Source organism: Nocardioides sp. NPDC000445 (assembly GCF_040300245.1).
Lineage (GTDB): Bacteria > Actinomycetota > Actinomycetes > Propionibacteriales > Nocardioidaceae > Nocardioides.
In genome coordinates this window covers 17,752-37,249 of the sequence record NZ_JBEPDH010000027.1, presented here as the reverse complement: position 1 = coordinate 37,249, position 19,498 = coordinate 17,752, and the positions used below count along the sequence as shown (strand labels likewise).

22 protein-coding genes are annotated in these 19,498 nt (G+C 69.9%); 12 read left to right on the top strand and 10 right to left on the bottom strand.

The genetic code is table 11. The features are described from left to right. Positions 1–487 precede the first annotated feature (487 nt). From ABT304_RS27585 to kstD, 3 genes are all read right to left on the bottom strand, one after another. Positions 488–1,957 (bottom strand): FAD-binding protein, encoded by a 1,470-nt coding sequence (locus ABT304_RS27585; RefSeq protein WP_350720183.1) that lies wholly within the window; start codon positions 1,955–1,957, stop codon positions 488–490. A 151-nt stretch (positions 1,958–2,108) separates the two neighbouring features. After that, a complete protein-coding gene (chsH3, locus tag ABT304_RS27580) occupies positions 2,109–2,993 on the bottom strand; it encodes an enoyl-CoA hydratase ChsH3 (RefSeq protein WP_350720181.1) in 885 nt (294 codons plus the stop codon). Then, the gene (gene kstD, locus ABT304_RS27575; RefSeq protein WP_350720179.1) at positions 2,993–4,669 is read right to left on the bottom strand and encodes a 3-oxosteroid 1-dehydrogenase; all 1,677 of its coding nucleotides are present in this window, start codon (positions 4,667–4,669) and stop codon (positions 2,993–2,995) included. The genes chsH3 and kstD overlap by 1 nt, the downstream gene beginning before the upstream one ends. Before the next feature lie 176 nt (positions 4,670–4,845). Between kstD and hsaA the strand changes: the two genes are divergently transcribed. Genes hsaA through ABT304_RS27540 form a run of 7 tightly spaced genes read left to right on the top strand, consistent with a single transcriptional unit; the run spans position 4,846 to position 10,475 of the window. After that, positions 4,846–6,039: a 3-hydroxy-9,10-secoandrosta-1,3,5(10)-triene-9,17-dione monooxygenase oxygenase subunit gene (hsaA, locus tag ABT304_RS27570; protein ID WP_350720177.1), complete on the top strand. Its 1,194-nt coding sequence runs from the start codon at positions 4,846–4,848 to the stop codon at positions 6,037–6,039. Further along, the gene (gene hsaD, locus ABT304_RS27565; RefSeq protein ID WP_350720175.1) at positions 6,039–6,944 is read left to right on the top strand and encodes a 4,5:9,10-diseco-3-hydroxy-5,9,17-trioxoandrosta-1(10),2-diene-4-oate hydrolase; all 906 of its coding nucleotides are present in this window, start codon (positions 6,039–6,041) and stop codon (positions 6,942–6,944) included. The genes hsaA and hsaD overlap by 1 nt, the downstream gene beginning before the upstream one ends. Beyond that, complete coding sequence (hsaC, locus tag ABT304_RS27560) at positions 6,941–7,837, top strand: iron-dependent extradiol dioxygenase HsaC (protein ID WP_350720173.1); 897 nt, start codon at positions 6,941–6,943, stop codon at positions 7,835–7,837. Before hsaD ends, hsaC begins: the two co-directional genes overlap by 4 nt. A 30-nt stretch (positions 7,838–7,867) precedes the next feature. Beyond that, positions 7,868–8,449, top strand: a complete 582-nt coding sequence (locus ABT304_RS27555; protein WP_350720171.1) for a flavin reductase family protein — start codon at positions 7,868–7,870, stop codon at positions 8,447–8,449. Positions 8,450–8,506: 57 nt separating this feature from the next. Further along, complete coding sequence (locus ABT304_RS27550) at positions 8,507–8,842, top strand: ArsR/SmtB family transcription factor (RefSeq protein ID WP_160023262.1); 336 nt, start codon at positions 8,507–8,509, stop codon at positions 8,840–8,842. Next, positions 8,842–9,753 (top strand): cation diffusion facilitator family transporter, encoded by a 912-nt coding sequence (locus ABT304_RS27545; protein WP_350720169.1) that lies wholly within the window; start codon positions 8,842–8,844, stop codon positions 9,751–9,753. Before ABT304_RS27550 ends, ABT304_RS27545 begins: the two co-directional genes overlap by 1 nt. Continuing rightward, the gene (locus tag ABT304_RS27540; RefSeq protein WP_350720167.1) at positions 9,750–10,475 is read left to right on the top strand and encodes a cation efflux transmembrane domain-containing protein; all 726 of its coding nucleotides are present in this window, start codon (positions 9,750–9,752) and stop codon (positions 10,473–10,475) included. Before ABT304_RS27545 ends, ABT304_RS27540 begins: the two co-directional genes overlap by 4 nt. A 20-nt stretch (positions 10,476–10,495) precedes the next feature. Here ABT304_RS27540 and ABT304_RS27535 read toward each other — a convergent pair whose 3' ends face one another. After that, the gene (locus ABT304_RS27535) at positions 10,496–10,906 is read right to left on the bottom strand and encodes an RpiB/LacA/LacB family sugar-phosphate isomerase (protein ID WP_350720165.1); all 411 of its coding nucleotides are present in this window, start codon (positions 10,904–10,906) and stop codon (positions 10,496–10,498) included. An 83-nt stretch (positions 10,907–10,989) separates the two neighbouring features. After that, a complete protein-coding gene (locus tag ABT304_RS27530; protein WP_350720163.1) occupies positions 10,990–11,478 on the bottom strand; it encodes a nuclear transport factor 2 family protein in 489 nt (162 codons plus the stop codon). Positions 11,479–11,565: 87 nt separating this feature from the next. Between ABT304_RS27530 and ABT304_RS27525 the strand changes: the two genes are divergently transcribed. Continuing rightward, a complete protein-coding gene (locus ABT304_RS27525; RefSeq protein WP_350720161.1) occupies positions 11,566–12,438 on the top strand; it encodes an alpha/beta hydrolase in 873 nt (290 codons plus the stop codon). On the opposite strand, the gene ABT304_RS27520 is transcribed toward ABT304_RS27525, so the two are convergent. Then, positions 12,439–13,278 carry an LLM class F420-dependent oxidoreductase gene (locus tag ABT304_RS27520; protein WP_350720159.1) on the bottom strand — a complete coding sequence of 280 codons (840 nt, stop codon included), beginning with the start codon at positions 13,276–13,278 and terminating at the stop codon, positions 12,439–12,441. It lies immediately after the preceding gene. Positions 13,279–13,340: 62 nt separating this feature from the next. On the opposite strand from ABT304_RS27520, the gene ABT304_RS27515 reads away from it, so the two are divergent. After that, positions 13,341–14,948 carry a GMC family oxidoreductase gene (locus ABT304_RS27515; protein WP_350720157.1) on the top strand — a complete coding sequence of 536 codons (1,608 nt, stop codon included), beginning with the start codon at positions 13,341–13,343 and terminating at the stop codon, positions 14,946–14,948. A gap of 11 nt (positions 14,949–14,959) precedes the next feature. Then, on the top strand, positions 14,960–15,748 hold the full coding sequence (locus tag ABT304_RS27510) for an enoyl-CoA hydratase/isomerase family protein (protein ID WP_350720155.1): 789 nt from the start codon (positions 14,960–14,962) through the stop codon (positions 15,746–15,748). A 6-nt stretch (positions 15,749–15,754) separates the two neighbouring features. Here ABT304_RS27510 and ABT304_RS27505 read toward each other — a convergent pair whose 3' ends face one another. From ABT304_RS27505 to ABT304_RS27490, 4 genes are read right to left on the bottom strand one after another with little or no spacing between them, the layout of a single operon-like run. Beyond that, positions 15,755–15,958, bottom strand: a complete 204-nt coding sequence (locus ABT304_RS27505) for a hypothetical protein (RefSeq protein WP_350720153.1) — start codon at positions 15,956–15,958, stop codon at positions 15,755–15,757. A 7-nt stretch (positions 15,959–15,965) separates the two neighbouring features. Then, positions 15,966–16,226, bottom strand: a complete 261-nt coding sequence (locus ABT304_RS27500) for a hypothetical protein (RefSeq protein WP_350720151.1) — start codon at positions 16,224–16,226, stop codon at positions 15,966–15,968. Next, positions 16,223–16,963 carry a metallophosphoesterase family protein gene (locus tag ABT304_RS27495; protein ID WP_350720149.1) on the bottom strand — a complete coding sequence of 247 codons (741 nt, stop codon included), beginning with the start codon at positions 16,961–16,963 and terminating at the stop codon, positions 16,223–16,225. Before ABT304_RS27495 ends, ABT304_RS27500 begins: the two co-directional genes overlap by 4 nt. Further along, positions 16,956–17,549 (bottom strand): nucleotidyltransferase family protein, encoded by a 594-nt coding sequence (locus ABT304_RS27490; RefSeq protein WP_160023280.1) that lies wholly within the window; start codon positions 17,547–17,549, stop codon positions 16,956–16,958. The genes ABT304_RS27495 and ABT304_RS27490 overlap by 8 nt, the downstream gene beginning before the upstream one ends. A gap of 71 nt (positions 17,550–17,620) precedes the next feature. On the opposite strand from ABT304_RS27490, the gene ABT304_RS27485 reads away from it, so the two are divergent. Continuing rightward, a complete protein-coding gene (locus ABT304_RS27485) occupies positions 17,621–18,169 on the top strand; it encodes a TetR/AcrR family transcriptional regulator (protein ID WP_350720147.1) in 549 nt (182 codons plus the stop codon). 1 nt (position 18,170) lies between these two features. Further along, positions 18,171–19,403, top strand: coding sequence for a cytochrome P450 (locus tag ABT304_RS27480; protein WP_350720145.1), 1,233 nt, complete (start codon positions 18,171–18,173; stop codon positions 19,401–19,403). Positions 19,404–19,498: the final 95 nt, after the last annotated feature.

The window sequence follows — 19,498 nt, the reverse complement described above, 5'->3', positions numbered from 1 at the left end:
GGACGATCGACCCGTGGAACGTACGCGGCCCCGGCTCATCGAGCCGGGGCCTGCGGCTTCCTGGTCGGGAAGCTCGGCGTCAGGATCAGGAAGGGCTGTTGCCGGCGATTGCGCCGACCACCACGAGCGTGATGACAACCAGGGCGGCGATGACCATGAGGCCGGCCGGGCTCCGGAAGTCGAACATGGGGATTCCTTTCGGCTAGTTCGGCGACAGGCGTCGAGTGGGGACGATGGCCTGCGGACGCGTCGGGAGAGCCAACACCGGCGATGCCCGTGGCGTCGCGTATACATAACCAGCCCGGCTCATGACGCGCGTAGGGTACAAAGGCCCAATTTTTACCGAAGCCATTCACCTCTGGTGAGATATGTGATATGGCAACAGTCCGCCTGATGCGCGTCTGTAAAGACTAGTCGTAACCCGGCGCCGCTCGGCGACCGGTCTCGCCGGGCGCGCCGAGGTTGTGAGGCCCGTCACCCGTGCCGGTCAGTCCAGTCCGGCGGCATGCCGCCCGGCGCGCCGGCCGAAGTAGGAGCCGTCGCCGAGCTGCATGCCGGAGGCGTAGCCCTTGGCGTCCTGGGCGAGGTTGGCCGCACAGGCGCCGGCGGCGTACAGGCCGGTGATCGCGGAGCCGTCCTCGCGGCGTACCTCTCCTTCGACGGTGGTCGCCAGGCCACCCATGGTGAACCCGGCGTACATCGCCTTGCCGAGGGAGAGGTCGTAGGCGCCCCATGGGCCGGTGTCCTGCGGCTCGGTCCACTCCGGCGCCTTGTGGAGCTCGGGATCGACGCTGTCGGCGGCATGGGTGTTGTAGGAGGTCAGCGTCGCGTTCAGGGTGTCGAAGGGTACGCCCAGGCCGGCCGCCATCTCCTCGACCGTCTCCCAGCCGTCGATGAACGGGCACAGCGGCATCTTCGGGTGCTCGATGTGCGCCGAGTCGACGATCAGGAACGCCGCCGAATCCGGCTGCTCCATGACGAAGGCGGCCGTACGCGCGTGGTAGGAGTCCTCGGCCACGAACCGCTTGCCGTGCTTGTTGACGATGATCCCGGTCAGCAGGATCGAGGGCGGGTAGAACGGCGCGGTCTGGAACGGCTCGTCCATGAACCGCCAGCGGCCGCCCGCGGAGGCGCCCAGGCGCAGTCCGAGGCCGTCGTCGTAGGTGGAGGCCAGCGGGAAGAGCTTCTCGCCGAGCCGGGGCGTGTGCTCGGCGACCATGTCGGCGTTGCCGACGAAGCCGCCGGCGGCGAGGATCACCGCCTTGGCCCGGATCGCGCCACGCTCCTCGAACCGGCGCCAGGCCAGGCCGACGACACGGCCGCCCTCCATCACCAGGTTGGTGGCACCGGCCTCGTAGCGGACCACCGCCGACGTCTCGGCCAGTCGGTCGGCCATCCGGTCGACCACCAGCTTGGCGCCGCCGGTGTCACCCGGGACCGGCACCTTGTGGCCGCGCGGCGCCGGGACGGCGAGGTCGCGGAACGGGTGGACCTTCTCGTTGCCGGTATACATCAGCCCCTCGGTGCCGGGCTGGATGACGGCCTTGCCCGGCCAGAAGGTGCGCTCGAACTCGAAGCCGAGCGCCTCGAGCCAGTCGAAGTGCTCCACCGAGTCGTCGCAGTAGGCCCGGATCTTGTCGTCCTCGGGCTCCTTGGAGACGGCGTGGATGTACTTGAACATCTCCTCGGCGGAGTCCTCGATCCCGGTCGCCTTCTGCACCGCGGTGCCACCGCCGAGGTAGAAGTGGCCACCGGCCATCGCCGAGGTGCCACCGGGCTCTGCGGCCCGCTCCAGGAGGATCGTGCGGGCGCCCGCCCGGACCGCCTCCAGCGCCGCGGCCCCGCCGGCCACGCCGAAGCCGACCACGATCACGTCGGTCTCCTCCGACCAGCCACCGAAGCGCTCCTCGACGTCGGCAGGGGAGAGTACGTCGGGGAGGGTGGTGCCGTTGCTCATCGGACTTGCCTTCCGCTGGTTGAGCCGCCGGAGCCGCCAGGCGGAGGCGTGTCGAAACCAACACAGTCCCCTTGGCGCTCGAATCGACCGTGTTGGTCTCGACACGGATTCGCTCGTTCCTCACGAATCCGGCTCGACCGACGTACGCGGCTCATCGTGCCTCCAGGAAGCAGTCGGCGAGCACCGGGGCGCCGTCACGGGCCGGATCTGTCGACGAGATCGTCGCTTTGACCAGGATCCTCGGCTCTTCGTCCCACGCCTCGATGGAGATCGTGTCGCCGGGGAAGACGATCCCGGCGAAGCGGGCGCCGAACCCGGCGACCCTGGAGGCGTCCCCGTCCAGGAGCAGTGCGGTCGCCTCGCGCAGCACGATCCCGTAGGAGCACAGCCCGTGCAGGATCGGTTTCGGGAAGCCGGCCTTCGCGGCGAAGGCGGGGTCGGCGTGCAGCGGGTTGCGGTCGCCGCACAGCCGGTAGAGCAGCGCCTGCTGCTCGGTGACGTCGTACGCCCCCACGGCATCCGGCGCGCGGTCGGGAACCGGCAGCGACGTCGACGGCCCGCGCTCGCCGCCGAAGCCACCCCCGCCGCGTACGAAGATCGAGCTCCTGACGGTCCACAGCGGATCGCCGGACGGGGTCGTGGCGACGCCCTCCTGGACGATGACGGCGGCCTTGCCCTTGTCCCAGACCTCGGCGATCCGGGTCGAGACGACGGCCTCTCCCGACGTGGGGATCGGGCCGTCGACGTGGATCTCCTGGGAGCCGTGGAGCACCGAGGCAAGGTCGATGTCGCAGCCCGGCAGGTCGAGCGAGGGCGGCTCGGTGACGTGGAAGGTCGGCGCCACGACACCGAAGGACGGCAGCACCGTCAGGGCGTCGGAGTCCAGCGTGTAGCGCAGTGCTGCCGGGTCGGTCGCGTCGCCGGGACGTGATCCGGCGCCGATGCCGAGGTGGTAGAGCAGCACGTCGGACGAGGTCCACGAGAACGACTGGGACGGCAGCGAGGCGCCGACGGCCTTGGTCGGGTCGATGGGCATCAGTTTGTCTCCTTGAGGGCGCAGTCCTCGGCGGCCAGATAGCCGAAGACCAGGGCGGGGCCGATGGTGGCGCCGGGGCCGGCGTAGGTGCGGCCCATCACGGCGGACGAGACGTTGCCGGCGGCGTACAGGCCTTCGATGACGGAGCCGTCGGGTCGCAGGACCCGGGCGCGTCTGTCGGTGACCAGGCCGCCCTTGGTGCCGAGGTCGCCGGGAGCCATCTTGACGGCGTAGAACGGCGCCTGGTCGATGACGTGGAGCGAGCAGTTCGGCTTGACGGTGGGGTCGGAGTAGTACTTGTCGTAGGTCGACTCGCCGCGGTGGAAGTCCTCGTCGACGCCGGACTCGGCGAAGCCGTTGAACCGGGCCAGCGTCTCGCGCAGGCCGTCGACCGGAACCTCGATCTTCTCGGCCAGCGCCCCCACCGTGGCGGCCTTCACCACGACGCCGCTCTTGAGCCAGCGGCCCGGGAACGGCTGCCCGGGTCCGAGGCCCGCGAAGATGTAGCGGTTGCGGTAGCGCTGGTCGAAGACCAGCCAGGCCGGGACGTGCGAGATGCCGGTCTCCTGGCCCTTGTAGATCTCGTGGACGGCCTCGACATAGGGGAGCGCCTCGTTCATGAACCGCTTGCCGGCGCCGTTGACGATGATCGACCCCGGCAGGTTGCGCTCGGCGAGCGCGAACCACGGCCGCCCGGGGAACGGGATCGTCGGACCCCACCAGGACTCGTCCATCAGGTCGGTGTCAGCACCGGCCGCGATCCCGGCCAGGATCCCGCCGCCGGTGTTGGAGAAGGCACCGGTGGTCCACTCGACCGAGGTCGGCGCGGGCAGGTACTTCTCCCGCATCTCCAGGTTGCGCTCGAACCCGCCCGAGCCGAGGATCACGCCGCGCCGGGCCCGGATCACCGTCGTCGGACCGTCCTCGCCGCGGCGCACCTCGACGCCGACGACCCGGCCGCCCTCGGTGACAAGCCCGACCAGCTCGGTCTCGTAGCGGACCTCGACGCCGGCATCGATGAGCCCCTTGCGCAGCCCGATCGCGAGCGCCGCGCCCATGGCGTACATCTTCTTCCCGAGGAGTCCGGCGAGGATCCGCGCGACCGCGATCTTGACCATCGTGATCGGACCCTTGATCGTGCGCATGCCGAGGCTGATCTTGCGGAAGTCGGCCTGGGTGACGACCATGTTGGCTGGCGACTTCGTATAGGGCGGATGCAGCCGCGAGAGCTCCTCGCCGATCACACGGGCATCGAGTGGGGCCGGCTCGACGGAGCGGCCGGCGCCGCGACCGCCGGGTGCCTCGGGGTGGTAGTCGGCGTAGTCGGGGACCCAGTTGAACCGCACCGGCGTCTTCTCGCAGACGAAGGAGAGCACCTCCGGGCCGCGGTCCAGGAACGTCTCGCGCCGGTCGCTGGGCACGACGTCGCCGACGATCGACTCGAGGTAGAGGCTGGCGGCCTCGGGGGAGTCCTTCTGGTGGGCCGCCTCGAGGGCGTGGTTGCGCGGGATCCAGACCCCGCCGCCGGAGCGCGACGTCGACCCGCCGAAGTAGGCGCTCTTCTCGATGACGACGGTCTCGAGCCCGTGGCGGCGGGCGGCCGCGAGCGCCGCGGTCATCCCGGCGCCTCCGGCGCCTACGACCACGACGTCGTACGTCTCGTCGGTCTGTCCCATGGTGCTCCCTCAGCTTCGACTGTCCCAGAACTGAAACACGTTCTACCATAGACGACAGGCAACGAAACACGCCCGGGGACTCGACAAAACTGAAACGTGTTCTAGTATTGATCCATCGGCAGCGCACGAACCGCGCCGTCCGAGGACATTGGGACACCATGCAGGAAGGCAGAGCGGTGAGCGAACCGACACAGCGCCCCCACAAGGACGCACAGACCGTCAGGGACGGGGTGCAGGACCTGCTGCCCACGATCAGGGAGCGCGCCGAGGAGACCGAGCGTCTCCGGGTCGTGCCCGAGTCGAGCGTCAAGGAGCTGGAGGAGGTCGGCTTCTTCAAGCTGCTGCAGCCGGCCCGGTTCGGCGGTCTCGAGGCGGACCCGGTCGACTTCTACACCTGTGTGCGCGACATCGCCTCGGCGTGCGGATCGACGGGCTGGGTCTCCAGCGTCCTGGGTGTCCACCCCTGGCAGATCGCGCTCTTCGACGACGAGGCCCAGCAGGCGGTCTGGGGCTCGGACCCTGACACGCGGGTGTCCTCCTCGTATGCGCCTGTGGGCAAGGCGGCGATCACCGAGGGTGGCTTCAACCTCTCCGGTCGCTGGTCGTTCTCCTCCGGCTGTGCGCACGCCACCTGGGTGCTGCTCGGTGGCCTCGTCTTCAACGACGAGGGTCAGGTGGTCGACTTCCGTACGTTCCTGGTGCCGCGCGAGCGCTACGAGATCGTCGATGTCTGGAACGTCGTCGGCCTGGCCGGCACCGGCTCCAACGACATCGTGGTCGAGGACGTCTTCATCCCGGAGACCTTCACGCTCTCGATGGCCGAGACCGGACGCTGCAAGGGTCCCGGGCAGGCGGTCAACACCGGTGACCTCTACAAGCTGCAGTTCCACTCGCTCTTCACCACCACGATCACCACGCCGATCATCGGCATGGCTCGCGGCGCCTACGAGGAGCACGTGACCATGCAGCAGAACCGGGTCCGCGCCTCCTACGGTGAGAAGGCGTCCCTCGATCCCTTCGCCGCGGTGCGCGTGGCGACCGCCTCCTCCGACATCGATGCCGCCTGGGCGCTGCTGATGGGAAACATCCGTGAGCAGCAGGCCTACGTCGCCCGTGGGGAGAAGATCCCGATCACCCAGCGGCTGCGGATCCGCCGCGACCAGGTCCTCGGCACCCAGCGCGCGATCGACGCGATCGACCTGCTCTTCGAGGCCTCCGGTGGCCGGGCGCTGGCCAACGGCACTCCGCTCCAACGCGCCTGGCGCGACGCCCACGCGGGCCGTGTCCACGCCGCCAACGATCCCGAGCGGGCGCTGCAGATGTACGGCGCCTCCGAGTTCGGGCACAAGGTCGACCCGGGGATGTACTGATGGCGCTGGTGAAAGAGGACGTCGCCCACGACGTCGCGATCAAGACCGAGGCCGCGGGCGAGATCTCGCTGCGCTACTACGACCTGGGTGCAGGTGGCGACGACCGGCTACCGCTGGTGATGCTTCACGGCGGGGGTCCCGGGGCCTCGTCGTGGTCCAACTTCGGCTCGGCGCTCGAGGGCTTCGCGGCCGACTTCCGCACGATCCTGGTCGACCAGCCGGGTTTCGGCGCCTCCGACAAACCGGAGGTGGTGGGCAACTACTACCGCTTCGCCGGCGATGCGGTGATCGCCCTGCTCGACGAGCTGGGGTTGGAGAAGGTGCACCTGCTGGGCAACTCGCTCGGCGGCGGGACGGCCATGCGGATCGCGCTGACCTATCCCGACCGGGTGGGGCGGCTGGTGCTGATGGGACCGGGCGGGCTCTCGCTCAACCTCTTCCATGCCGATCCCACCGAAGGCGTACAGCGCCTGATGGACTTCTCCGGCGACCCGACCCGGGAGGCGCTCAAGGCGTTCATCTCCACCATGGTCGTCGATCAGAAGCTGGTCACCGACGAGCTGGTCGAGGAGCGGTTCGCGGACGCGACCGCACCCGGCGCGCGCGAGGCGATGGCGTCGATGGGGTGGTCGTTCTACAACCCCGAGACCGCCGAGGACGGCATGCTGTGGCGCGAGGCGCACCGGCTCAAGCACCACACCCTGCTCACCTGGGGTCGTGAGGACCGGGTCAACCCGCTCGACGGAGCGTTCCCCGCCCTGAAGCTGATTCCGAAGGCGCAGCTGCATGTCTTTCCGCGTTGCGGGCACTGGGCACAGATCGAGGCCGCCGACGAGTTCCGCGAGATCGCGGTCGCGTTTCTCAAACGGCACAGCCTGGAGAGGCACAAGGAGCGTACGAAGTGATCGACATCAAGTCCATGGGCTACGTACGCGTCACCAGCACCGACCTGGAGGCGTGGCGTACGTTCGCCGGCAAGGTCCTCGGTCTGATCGAGGCGAAGGGCCCGAACCAGGAGCACCTCTACTACCGCATCGACGAGGTCTCGGCCCGGCTGGTGATCGAGCCGGGCGAGGTGGACCAGCTCAGCTGCGTCGGCTGGGAGGTCGCCGACCACACCGCGCTGGCGCAGGCCCGGGAGCACCTGGAGAAGTCCGGTGTCGAGGTGGAGGAGGGCGCGCCCGAGGAGCTCGCCGAGCGGCGGGTGCAGGAGATGCTGCGCTTCCGTGACCCGTTCGACAACGTCTTCGAGCTCTTCCACGGCATCACCTACGAGCGACGCCCTGCGGTCTCGCCCTACGGCCACACCTTCGTGACCGGCGAGCAGGGGATGGGCCACGTGGTGATCCCGGTCTCCGACGACGTCGAGGCGCTGGAGTTCTACCGCGACACGCTCGGGTTCCGGCTGCGCGACTCGATGAGCATGCCCGGTGAGTTCGCCGGCAAGGAGCCCGGCACCAAGATCTGGCTGCGCTTCCTCGGGATCAACCCGCGTCACCACTCGCTGGCGTTCCTGCCGTTCCCCAACGACTCCAAGTGCGTCCACATCATGCTCGAGGTCGACAAGCTCGACGACGTCGGCCGGGCGCTGGAACGGGTGAAGAAGTACGGCGCGAAGCTCTCGGCGACGCTCGGGCGGCACATGAACGACGAGATGGTCTCCTTCTACGTGAAGTCGCCGGGTGGCTTCGACATCGAGTTCGGCACCGAGGGACTGCAGGTCGACGACCAGAAGTGGGTCGCCCGGGAGTCCACGGCCGTCTCGTACTGGGGTCACGACTTCGGCGTAGGCCAGTGATCGGGTATGCGTATAGAGGTGCCTGATGGGATGTCTCCCGATGCCGCCGAGAGCTGGCCGCATCCGGAGCTGATCGAGTCCTTCCACGGTCGCTTCGACTTCGAAGCGCCACCGTCGCCACCGGAGACCCCTGCCGACGCGGAGGCGGACGCCCGGTTCCGTACGGTGCTGGGCCGGTTCGCCTCCGGGGTCACCGTGATCGCGGCGCAGACCGCGGAAGGCCCGGTCGGGATGACCTGCCAGTCGTTCTCCTCGGTGTCGCTGCGGCCGCCGCTGATCCTCTTCGCGCCGACCAAGTCATCCCGGGCCTGGGCCCGGATCCGTCGCGCGGGGCACTTCTCGGTCAACATCCTCGCCGCCGGCCAGGAGGCCGTCTCGAACCAGTTCGCCTCGCGTGCCGCGGACAAGTACGCCGACATCTCCTGGACCCCGTCGGCCCACCACGGCGACCCGCATCTCGACGGGGCCGTCGGCTATCTCGACTGCGCGGTCCACTCGGTCCACGAGGAGGGCGACCACTATCTCGTCGTCGGCCGCGTCCTGGACCTCGAGGAGGGCGCCGCCACCGAGCCGCTGCTGTTCTTCCGCAGCAACTACCGGGAGCTGGACTGACCGGTCCCGACATGGTTCAGCTTTTGCTGAATACATGTTGCGATGTACTGTCGCGGCATGGTCACCGCCACCGCCTCGTCCCTGGACGCGCTCGCCCGCTTCGGGCACGCCCTCTCCGACGCCACCCGAGCCCGGGTCCTGATGCAGCTGCGCGAGGGGCCGGCCTATCCGGCCGAGCTGTCCGAGTCGCTGGGCGTGACCCGTCAGTCGATGTCGAACCACCTGGCCTGCCTGCGCGGCTGCGGCCTGGTCGTCGCCGTCCCCGAGGGCAGGCGGACCCGCTACGAGCTCGCCGACGGTCGCCTCGCGCATGCGCTGGCTGACCTGCACGACCTGATCCTGGTCACCGACCCGGAAGCGTGCCGCGACTCCGCCGAGCAGGGCTGCTGCTGATGGGCCACGGACACGGACATGGCGCCGCTGTGGGCCACGCCGGCGGCAGGCACCGCTGGCGACTGGCCGTCACGTTCGCCATGGTGGCGGCGTTCCTGATCGTCGAGCTCGTCGCCGGCCTGTGGTCGGGGTCGTTGGCACTGATCTCCGACGCCGGCCACATGACCGCGGACGTCGTCGCACTGGGTGCGGCGCTGGTCGCGACCCGGATCGCCACCCGCGCCGACACCACCGGTCGCCGCACCTACGGCTCCTACCGGGTCGAGGTGTTCGCCTCCGGCCTGACGGTCCTGGTGATGCTCGGGGTCGCGATCTACGTCGTGCTCGAGGCGATCGGCCGCATCGGCGAGGGATCCGAGGTCCAGACCGGTGCGATGCTCGTGGTCGGCGCTATCGGCCTGGCCATCAACCTGGTCTCGATGCTGCTCCTGCGCGCGGGCGCCAGCGAGTCGCTCAACCTCAAGGGCGCCTATTTCGAGGTCGTCGCCGACGCCGCCGGAAGCGTCGGCGTCATCGCGGCCGGGCTGCTGGTCGCCGCTACTGGGCAGCCGTTGTGGGACACCGCCGTCGCCGTCGCGATCGGGGTCTTCGTCGCCGTACGCGCCGTCGCACTGGGCCGTCAGGTCCTGGCGGTCCTCGGCCAGCACGTCCCCGAGGGCATGGAGGTCGACCAGGTCGTCGCCGACCTCGAAGCGGTCCCGGGCGTGGACAACGTCCACGACCTGCACGTGTGGACGTTGACCTCCGGGATGCACGTCGCCACCGCGCATCTCGTCCTGGATGCGGGCACCGATGGCCAAACCGTGCTGGCCGAGGCGCAGACCGCGCTCGCAACCCGGCACCAGATCGAGCACGCCACCCTGCAGACCGAGACCGCCCCGACCCGGCAGTGCCATGAGGTGACCTGGTGAGCTCCGAGCTGCCGATCCATGTCATCGGCCGACGCGAGGACGTGCCGCCGCCGGTCCCGGGCCCCGATTCGTCCCGGCGGGCTGTCCTGGTGCGACGGGTCCGCCTCCTGGTCGCCTTCACCATCGCCTACAACGTGATCGAGGCGGTGGTGGCGATCGCGGCCGGAGCGATCGCCGGCTCGGCGGCGCTGCTCGGCTTCGGTCTCGACTCGGTCATCGAGGTCTCGTCCGCCCTCGCGGTCGCCTGGCAGTTCGCCGGCCGCGATCCCGAGGCCCGCGAGAAGACCGCGCTGCGGATCATCGCCTTCTCCTTCTTCGGGCTGGCCGCGTTCGTCTCCTACGACGCGGTCACCGCACTGGTGACCGGCCATGCCGCCGACCACTCCGGTCTCGGCATCGGCATCGCCGCGCTGAGCCTGCTCGTCATGCCCGCCGCCTCCTGGATCCAGCGCCGTACCGGCAACGAGCTCGGTTCCCACTCCGCCGTGGCCGACTCCAAGCAGACGCTGCTGTGCACCTACATGTCCGCCGCACTGCTTCTGGGGCTGCTCGCCAACAGCGCCCTGGGCTGGTGGTGGGCGGATTCGGCAGCCGCGCTCGTCATCGCCGCCCTGGCGGTGGGGGAGGGCGTCAACGCCTGGCGCGGCGACGTCTGCTGCTCACCGGCGGGGGCGCGCCTCGACGACCACGAGGGTTGCGACGGCGGCTGCGCCTGCTGCTGACCGAGTGTCCGAAGCGGCGCTCACAGCTCGCCGAGACGTCTGATCGCGGCGGCTTCGTCGGGATCCGGCTCGGTCTCGTCGAGGAATGCCCGGGCGACCTCGACGGCGACGTCGGGGGCGAGGCGCTTGAGGCTCATCGCCAAGACGTTGGCGTCGTTCCACAGGCGCGCGTTGCGGGCGATCCAGGGCTCCCAGGCGAGGGCGGCGCGTACGCCGGGGACCTTGTTGGCGGCGATCGCCGTGCCGGTGCCGGTCCAGCACATCACCACGCCGACGTCGGCGCGGCCCTCGACGACCGCCCGGCCGATGCCGGCGCCGAGGTCGGGCCAGGAGTCGGTCTCGATGATCTCGACGTCCCCGCGCTCCCGCAGCTCGGCGAGCACGGCCCTGGTCGTCTCGTTCTCGTCGTCGCTTCCGAAGGCGATCCGCATATAAAGAACCTACGGGGACCTTGGCATGCGTGGTGGGTCTTCTGGGGCACTTCGATCTCGACCCGCTTCGCGGCTTCGCAGGCTCAGCCGCTGCGCTCGCTCGATCTCCTCGCGTAATGACTCTGCTCGTTCCTCGCAGAGTCATAGGCTCGGAGCCTCGCGCTGGGCTGGTCTTTCAAGCTGGTGGTGAGCTCCCAGGTGCGCTGATAGCCGGTGTGGGCGATGCGCCAGCCGAGCGGCGTACGGATGTAGCGGTCCTCGTAGAAGGCGGCGCCCTCGAGGGCGAACTCGTAGGCGGGGGCGAAGACCTTGTCGTAGAGATACCAGCGGCCGGTGGCCGCGTCGCCGTCGACCGCGATCTCGGGGTGATGGAGGTGGTGCATCGTGATGATCTCCGCGGGCAGGTTGGTCCGCATGTAGTCGACCAGCTCGGCGGGCGAGGTGAACGAGAGCCCGGCGTAGTCGGCGGTGGCGTCATCGCTGAAGCAGGCGGCGAACTCGTCCCACTGCTTGGTGTCGAGGAGGCGTACGTAGCGGTACTTGAGCTGCTCGATCTCGCTGATGTCACTCATGGGCCGATCATAGTAGAACGTGTTCTATTTTGGATGGCGTCTGCGTGAGCTGTGCGGTGACGTTCGACCACCGGTCGGCCGTACGTCATGACGAAGACCGCCGCCGAGGTGCAGGATCGCGGTGTGGACGGGATGGTCGAGCTGCGCGAGCGGCGGGCGGCGCTGTTGGCGAACCGCCACCTGACCTGGGTGTTCGGAGCCGACGACCCGGGCGTGGTGGTGCACGAGGCGTGGGCCGGCGAGGTCCGGCTCCGGGTCCATGTCCCGCGAGCGCGCTCGGCCGGGCTGCGGCCGATCGTGCTGGCCTTCCATGGTGGCGGCTGGTGCTGGGGATCGCCCGAGCAGTCGCGCTGGATGGCCGGCCGGATCGCGGCCCGCACCGGGGCGATCGTGGTCGCGCCGGCCTACCGGCTCGCCCCGGAGCATCCCTATCCGGCGGCGGTCGATGACTGCTGGGCCGTGCTGGCGTGGGTTGTCGCGAACGCCGACGTGCTCGGCGCCGACGCGACGAGGATCGCCGTGCTGGGCGACAGCGCCGGCGGCACCCTGGCCGCGGTCCTGGCACTGCGCGCCCGGGACGAGGGTGAGTCTCGGATCCGCGGCCAGGTGCTGATCTATCCGCTGGTCGATCTCGTCGGTCTGCGTGGCCCGGGACTGGGCGAGATCGTGGAGCACTACCTCGGCAACGACGTGTCGCTCGCCGAGGAGTGGTCGGTCTCACCGCTGCGGGCGCGGTCCCATGCGGGTCTGCCGCCCGCCCTGGTGCTCACCGCGCGGTTCGACCCGATGCGCTCGCACGCCGAGCGCTACGCCGACGCGCTGCGTACGGCTGGGGTGGAGGTCGCCGTTCACTGCCCGCGGCTGGCGACCCATGCCTATCTCACCCTGCCGGGCATCTCTCCGGCCTCGCGATCCGGCCTGGCGCGGATCGTCGGCTTCCTGCGCGAGCGGCTGGGCTGATCAGCCGAGGTCGAGCCTGCCCGCGAGCTTGTCGAGGTAGGTGAGCACGCCGACCGGCTCGGTGTCGGGGACGCCCCAGATCAGCTCGTCGGCCACCGACCACTCGGCCAGGTCGTCGGGTGTGGGTCGCTTCGCGACGAGGACGCGGACCTCGGGCTTGCCCTCGCGGCCCGCCGACTCCCACTCGTCCTGCAGCGTCTTCACCTTGTCGCCGATGCCGGCCTCGGTCGGGGTCGACATCCAGCCCTCGGCGTTGCGGGCGATCCAGCGCAGCGTCTTGGGGCCGCCGCCGGCGCCGACGATCGTCGGGATCCGGCCCTGTGGCGGCTTCGGGTAGGCCCACGAGGGGCCGAAGGAGACGAACTCGCCCGCATAGGCCGCCTCCTCCTCGGTCCACAGCGCTCGCATCGCCTCCAGGTACTCCTTCAGTGCGGTGCGCTTGCGGTCGCCCGGGATGCCGTGGTCGGCGAGCTCGTCGGTGTTCCAGCCGAACCCGACCCCCAGCGAGACCCGGCCGCCGGAGAGGTGGTCGAGGGTCGCGATCGTCTTGGCGAGCGTGATCGGGTCGGACTCGACCGGCAGCGCGACGGCGGTGGAGAGCCCGATCCGCGAGGTCACCGCGGCGCAGGTCCCGAGCGTGACCCAGGGGTCGAGCGTACGCAGGTAGCGGTCGTCGGGGAGCTCGGTGCCGCCGGTGGGGTGCAGGGCGTCGCGGCGCACCGGGATGTGGGTGTGCTCGGGCACGTAGAACGTTTCGAAGCCGCGCTCCTCGGCGGCGGAGGCGAGCTCGGCGGGCGCGATGCCGCGGTCCGAGGTGAACAGGACGATGCCGTGGCGCATGACACAACAGTAGAACGTGTTCTAGTCTTTGCGGAAGGGATCGCCGGGAGAGAGAAGTGAACATGGAAGCCGACTACATCGTCGTAGGCGCCGGGAGTGCGGGCTGCGCCACCGCTCGCAGGCTGGCCGAGAGCGGTGCCAGCGTGATCGTGATCGAGGCGGGCACCAAGGACACCGCCTTCGGGATCAAGAACCTCCTCGAGCTCCCCGGCGCGGTCGCCGCCATGCTCTCCACGCCACAGCTGAAGAAGCTGGTCGACTGGGGCTACAAGTCGGTCCCGCAGAGCGCCGCCCTCGACCGGGTCATCCCGATGACCCGCGGCAAGGTGCTGGGCGGCTCGTCCTCGATCAACGGCATGCTCTGGGTGCGCGGCAACCGCCAGAACTTCGACGACTGGGCGGCCGACGGCGCGACCGGATGGTCCTACGACGACGTGCTGCCGGCGTTCAAGCGGATGGAGGACTTCGAGGGCGGCAGCGACGAGTTCCGCGGCCAGGGCGGGCCGGTGAAGGTGCGCTACCAGAAGGACCTCACGCCGGCGACGCAGAGCTGGCTCGACGAGGCACCCAAGCGGCTCGGGGTCAGCGCCCTCGACGACTACAACGGCAAGGAGCAGGAGGGTGTCGGCGTCGTCCAGCTCAGCGCCTCCGAGGGGCGCCGCTACTCGGCCTCGAAGGCCTACCTGCGCGAGCAGCCGCTGGACAACCTGCTGATCCTGACCAAGGCCCAGGTCACCCGCGTACGCATCGAGGGCTCACGCGCCACCGGCGTCGAGGTCGTCGGCGCCGATGGCGACAAGCAGACCATCCGGGCGAGCCGCGAGGTCATCGTCGCTGCCGGCGTCTACGGCTCGCCGCACCTGCTGATGCTCTCCGGAATCGGTCATTCCGACCACCTCCGCGACCACGGCATCCAGGTCCACGCCGACCTTCCCGTCGGCGACAACTTCCACGACCACCTCTTCGTGCCGGTCTCGTTCCGGATGGATTCGGCCCTGCGACGGCCCACACCCGCCTACTTCGCCGCCGGGTTCGCGAAGTCACGGCTCACCCGCAAGGGCTGGGCGGCCGGCTCGCAGTTCGAGGCCTTCGGCTTCGTACGCAGCGCCCTGGCCGGCCAGGTCCCCGACCTGCAGCTGCACGTCCTCTACTGGGTCTACCCATTCCCGAACCAGGACGGTGAGAAGGCCATCCGGCCGCCGACGAGCAAGCCCGGCCTGTGCATCCTGCCGACGCTGATCTACCCCGAGAGCCGGGGCACCGTACGCCTGGCCAGCGCCGACCCGCTCGCGCACCCGCTGCTCGACCCGGCCTACCTGACCTCGGGCAAGGACACCGAGGTGCTCCTCGACGGGATCGCGAAGGTGCGCGAGATGATGGTGGGTCTCGGGGACAACCAGGGCGAGATCTCGCCCGGCCCGTCGTACGCCACCCCGGAGGCGACCCGTGAGCTGCTGCCCAACATCGTGCACAGCGTCTATCACGGCGTCGGCACCTGCCGGATGGGGTCGGACGAGCGCGCCGTGGTCGACCCGTCGCTGCGGGTGCTGGGCATCGACGGCCTGCGCGTCGCCGACGCGAGCGTGATGCCCTCGATCACCGGCGGCAACACCAACGCGCCTTCGATCATGATCGGCGAGCGTGCCGCCCACCTGATCCTGGGCCGATAGGAGACCCCCGCATGTCCGACCTGCTGCTGAGCCAGGACCGCGACCGCGTCCGTACGCTCACCCTCAACCGTCCCGACCAGCTCAACGCGTTCAGCCAGGCGCTCTACGTCGCCCTGGCCGAGGCGCTGCGCGAGGCCGACGAGGACCCGGAGGTGGCCGTCGTGCTGCTGACCGGGAACGGCCGCGCCTTCTCGGCGGGCACCGATCTCGTCGAGATGAAGGAGACCGCCTCGGGTGGCGACGAGGGCGCCGCCCACGGGTTCATCGGCCTGGTCGACTCGCTGGCGGCGTTCTCCAAGCCGCTGGTCGTCGCCGTCAACGGACTGGGTCTGGGTATCGGCGTGACGCTCCTGGGGTTCGCCGACCTCGTCCTCGCCTCGACGAAGGCGAGGTTCAAGACACCGTTCACCACGCTCGGGGTCGCGCCGGAGGCCGCCTCCAGCTTCCTGTTCCCGCGGCTGATCGGACGCCAGAACGCCGCCTGGATGCTGATGTCGGGGGAGTGGTTCAGTGCCGAGGAGGCGCGCGAGATGGGGCTCGTGTGGCGGGTCACCGAGCCCGAGGAGCTCCTCGAGGTCGCCTGGGACCACGCCGCCACGCTCGCCGCGAGACCGATCAGCAGCCTGGTCGCGGTCAAGGAGACGATGACCGCGTCGCTGCGCCCCGGCATCGAGGCCGCCCGGGAGCTCGAGAACGCGAAGTTCGCCGAGCTGCTCGGCGGGCCTGCCAACATCGAGGCGCTCGTCGCCTTCGCCGAGGGCCGCGAGCCCGACTTCACCAGGCTTCCGCCCGGGGCCTGAGCAGGCTCAGCGCGCTCGGTGGGCTCCGGGGGCTCGCTGGTCGAAGCTCCCGTACCGGTCGCTGCCGTCGAGATGGTACCTGCGCTCCATCTCGGTCAGGTCGTTCTCGATCTGGCGGCCGCGGCGCCGGTCGAGGAGCGCGGCGATGAGGGTCAGGACGCTCCAGAACAGGATCATCCCGATCACGACCGCGACGATGGTGCCGTTCATCTGGGTTTCAGCTCCTTCGTGGGTCTATCTGCTCGTGCTGCGGTCCGCCCGGCCCGGGCTCGGCGCTGAGCACGATGTAGTCGACGATGTCGATCCCGGGGCCGTGCTCCCTGATGACCTCGAGGACCGTCGCGCGACGCTCCTCGGAGGCCACCTCGCCGGAGACGACGAGGTGGTCACCGCGTACCTGGAGCCGGATGCCCAGCTCGTGCGTGCGCGGGTCGGTCGCGATCGCGCGCTCGAGATCTCGCGTGTGCTGCTCGTTCATGCCGACCTCCTGGGGATGACGTCGTAGACACGGAACGCCGCCTGGATGACGGGCTGGGCGACGTTGCGTACGGGCACCCCGGCCGGGGTGAGACCCTTCTCGCGTCCGGCGTGGGCATGGCCGTGGAGCGCCAGGTCCACTCCCGTCTCGTCGATCGCCTCGCCGAGCCGGTAGTTGCCGAGGAACGGCCAGATCTCCTTCGGCTCGCCGACGAGGGTGTCGTCGACGGGCGCGAAGTGGGACAGCGCGACGGTCACGTCGGGCCCGTCGCCGAGGTCGTCGAGGGCCTTGCGCAGCACATCTGCGGTCTCGATGCCGTGGCCCGTGAACGCCTTCATCTGCGGCTCTCCGAAGTCAGCGGCGGAGCGGCCGAGGAAGCCGAGACAGAAGCCCTTGACGCCGGCGACGCCGAGCAGGCCGGCACTGGTCTCGATGGTGGTCGAGGTGCCCTCGAGCACCGTTATCCCGCGATCCTCCAGGAGTCGCGTGATGTCCTCTTCGGCTCCAGAGTGATAGTCGTGGTTGCCGAGCACGACGAGGACCGGCACGTCGGCGGCGTCGAACTCGTCGGCGAACGCCTCTGCCTCCTCGACCGTCCCGTGCTGGGTGAGGTCTCCGGCGACCAGCAGCGCATCGGCTTCCTCGGAGATGCCCGTGAGCAGCGGCGCGTAGCGGCCGCGCAGGTCGTCGGCCAGATGTACGTCACCGACTGCTGCCACGCGAATCGGGTCAGCCATCGTCGCCTCCCATACTGCTTCCGTCCATGATGGCGAGCGCGTCGAGCAGACAGATCGCGGTCTGCGCGAAGGGGCTCCGCTTCGCCTCCTGTCGCACCAGCCGCCAGTCGATCTGCTCGCGCAGGGCGCGGGCGGCACCGAGAATCGGGGAGAGGTCGCAGGCGTGCTCGCTCAGGGCCAGCATCCGCGAGATGAGCAGGTCGGTCCCGGACATCACGGGCATGGTGACGGAGTCGACCGGCAGGTCGGTGCACCGAGCCAGCAGCTCCTCGTCGACGGGGCCGGTCGGGAGTCGGTGGATCAGGTCGACGACCACGGTGTCGCGCCCGACCTTCACCAGCCAGTCCTCCGGGGCGCCGACCGGATCCATCCCGTTCAGGACCAGTGCGCGCACGGCGTCCTCGACGCACTCTTCAGGGAGTACGAAGTCCACGTCGTGGGTGCTCTCCGGCCCGCCTCGGGTCCAGACCGCGTACCCGCCGGCGAGTGCGAACGGGATCTCGGCGGCCTTCAAGGTCGCACCGACCAGCTTGAGGACGTCGCGTTGTCGCTGGAGCTCCACGCCCAGCACGTCTGTTCTCGACATGTTGGTGCGGTACCCCGATTCGGTCGCCTTCACCCCTTGCCCGAAACGAGAACGTGTTCTAATCTGGACACGTGTCCAGCGCAACGAGCACCCGCCAGGCGGAGACGGTCGAGCGAGTGTTCGCGGCAGGTCTGGCGGAGCTGCGGGAGGTCGGGCACGAGGCACTGACCGTCCGTTCGGTCGCCGCCCGGGCCGGGGTCTCCCCGGCCACTGCCTACACCTACCTCGCCTCGAAGAACCATCTCTTCGCCGAGCTCTTCTGGCGCCACCTGGCCGTGACGCCGGCGGTGGAGGAGACCGGGTCCCGCGCGGAGCGGGTGCAGGCAGCCGTACGCAGCCTGACGACCCGGATCGCTGAGGAGCCGGCGCTCGCCGCGGCGGTCACGCCGGCGCTGCTGGGCAGCGATGCCGATGTCGAGCGGCTGCGGCTGCGGATCGGAGCCGAGTTCGCTGCCCGCTTCGAGGCGGCGCTCGGCGACGGTGCGGCCGAGGCCGAGCGGGAAGCTCTGCTGCTCGCCTTCTCCGGGGCGCTGCTGCAGGCGGGCATGGGCCTGATGACCTACGACGAGATGGCCGACCGGCTCGCCCCGGTCGTCGCCGTGATCGTCGGGAGAGAGTGAGATGACCAGCGCCACGACCGAGATCTTCGACCCCTACGACTACGACTTCCACGAGGACCCCTACCCGGTCTATGCCCGGCTGCGGGACGAGGCGCCGCTCTACTACAACGCCTCCGACGACTTCTGGGCACTCTCCCGGCATGCCGACGTGCACGCCGCCATCAAGGACGACGTCACCTTCTCCAACCGGATGGGCGTCTCGCTCGACGCCAGCGCCTGGAACGCCGACGCCCACCGGGTGATGTCCTTCCTGGCCCTGGACGGCAAGGAGCAGACCCGGCTGCGCAAGCTGGTCTCGGCCGGCTTCACGCCGCGCCGCGTACGCGAGCTCACCCCGCAGATCCAGGCGCTCGCCGACCACTACCTCGACGCGCTGGTCGCGGCCTGCGCCGAGACCGGTGAGGCGGACTGGATCTCGGAGCTCGCCGGCAAGCTCCCGATGGACGTCATCTCGGAGATGATGGGCGTCCCCGTCGCGGACCGGGACGAGGTGCGCCGCCTGGCCGACCTGGTGGTGCACCGGGAGGACGGCGTACGCGACGTGCCGGAGGCCGGGATGACGGCCGCGCTCGAGCTGATCGGCTACTACGCCGAGATGGTCGCGCAGCGGCGCAAGCAGCCCAGCGACGACCTCACCTCGGCACTCGTCGAGGCCGAGGTCGACGGCGACCGGCTGCTCGACCACGAGGTGATCGCGTTCCTGTTCCTGATGGTCGTGGCCGGCAACGAGACCACCACCAAGCTGCTCGGCAACGCGCTCTTCCACCTCGGCGCCCACCCCTCGCAGCTCGCCGAGGTCTTCGCCGACCCGGAGGACACCGCGCCGGTGGGATCGTGGATCGAGGAGACCCTGCGGCATGACACGTCCAGCCAGATGCTGGCGCGCTATGTCGCCGAGGACGTCGAGCTCCACGGCCAGGTCGTCCCGGCCGGGTCGAAGCTGCTCGTCCTGCTCGGCTCGGCCAACCGCGACGAGCGCGTCTTCACCGCCCCGGACGTCTTCGACATCCATCGACCGTCCGACGAGCTCGGCCGGATCATGAGCTTCGGCGTCGGCCGGCACTTCTGCCTCGGCGCCAATCTGGCCCGGCTCGAGGCCCGGGTCGTGCTCGCGGAGCTGGTGCAGCGTACGACCGGCTTCGAGGTCCATCGCGAGCGCGCGGTCCGGGTCCATTCGACCAGCGTGCGTGGGTTCGCCGAGCTGCCTGTCACGTTCACCTGGAGGGCGCGATGAGCGGGGCGGATGCTCACCGAGGCAACTCGGTCGGTAGCCACCGACTTCGTGGAGTTCCGCGAGGTCAGCACGCATTCGCCGAGCTACCTCGGTCA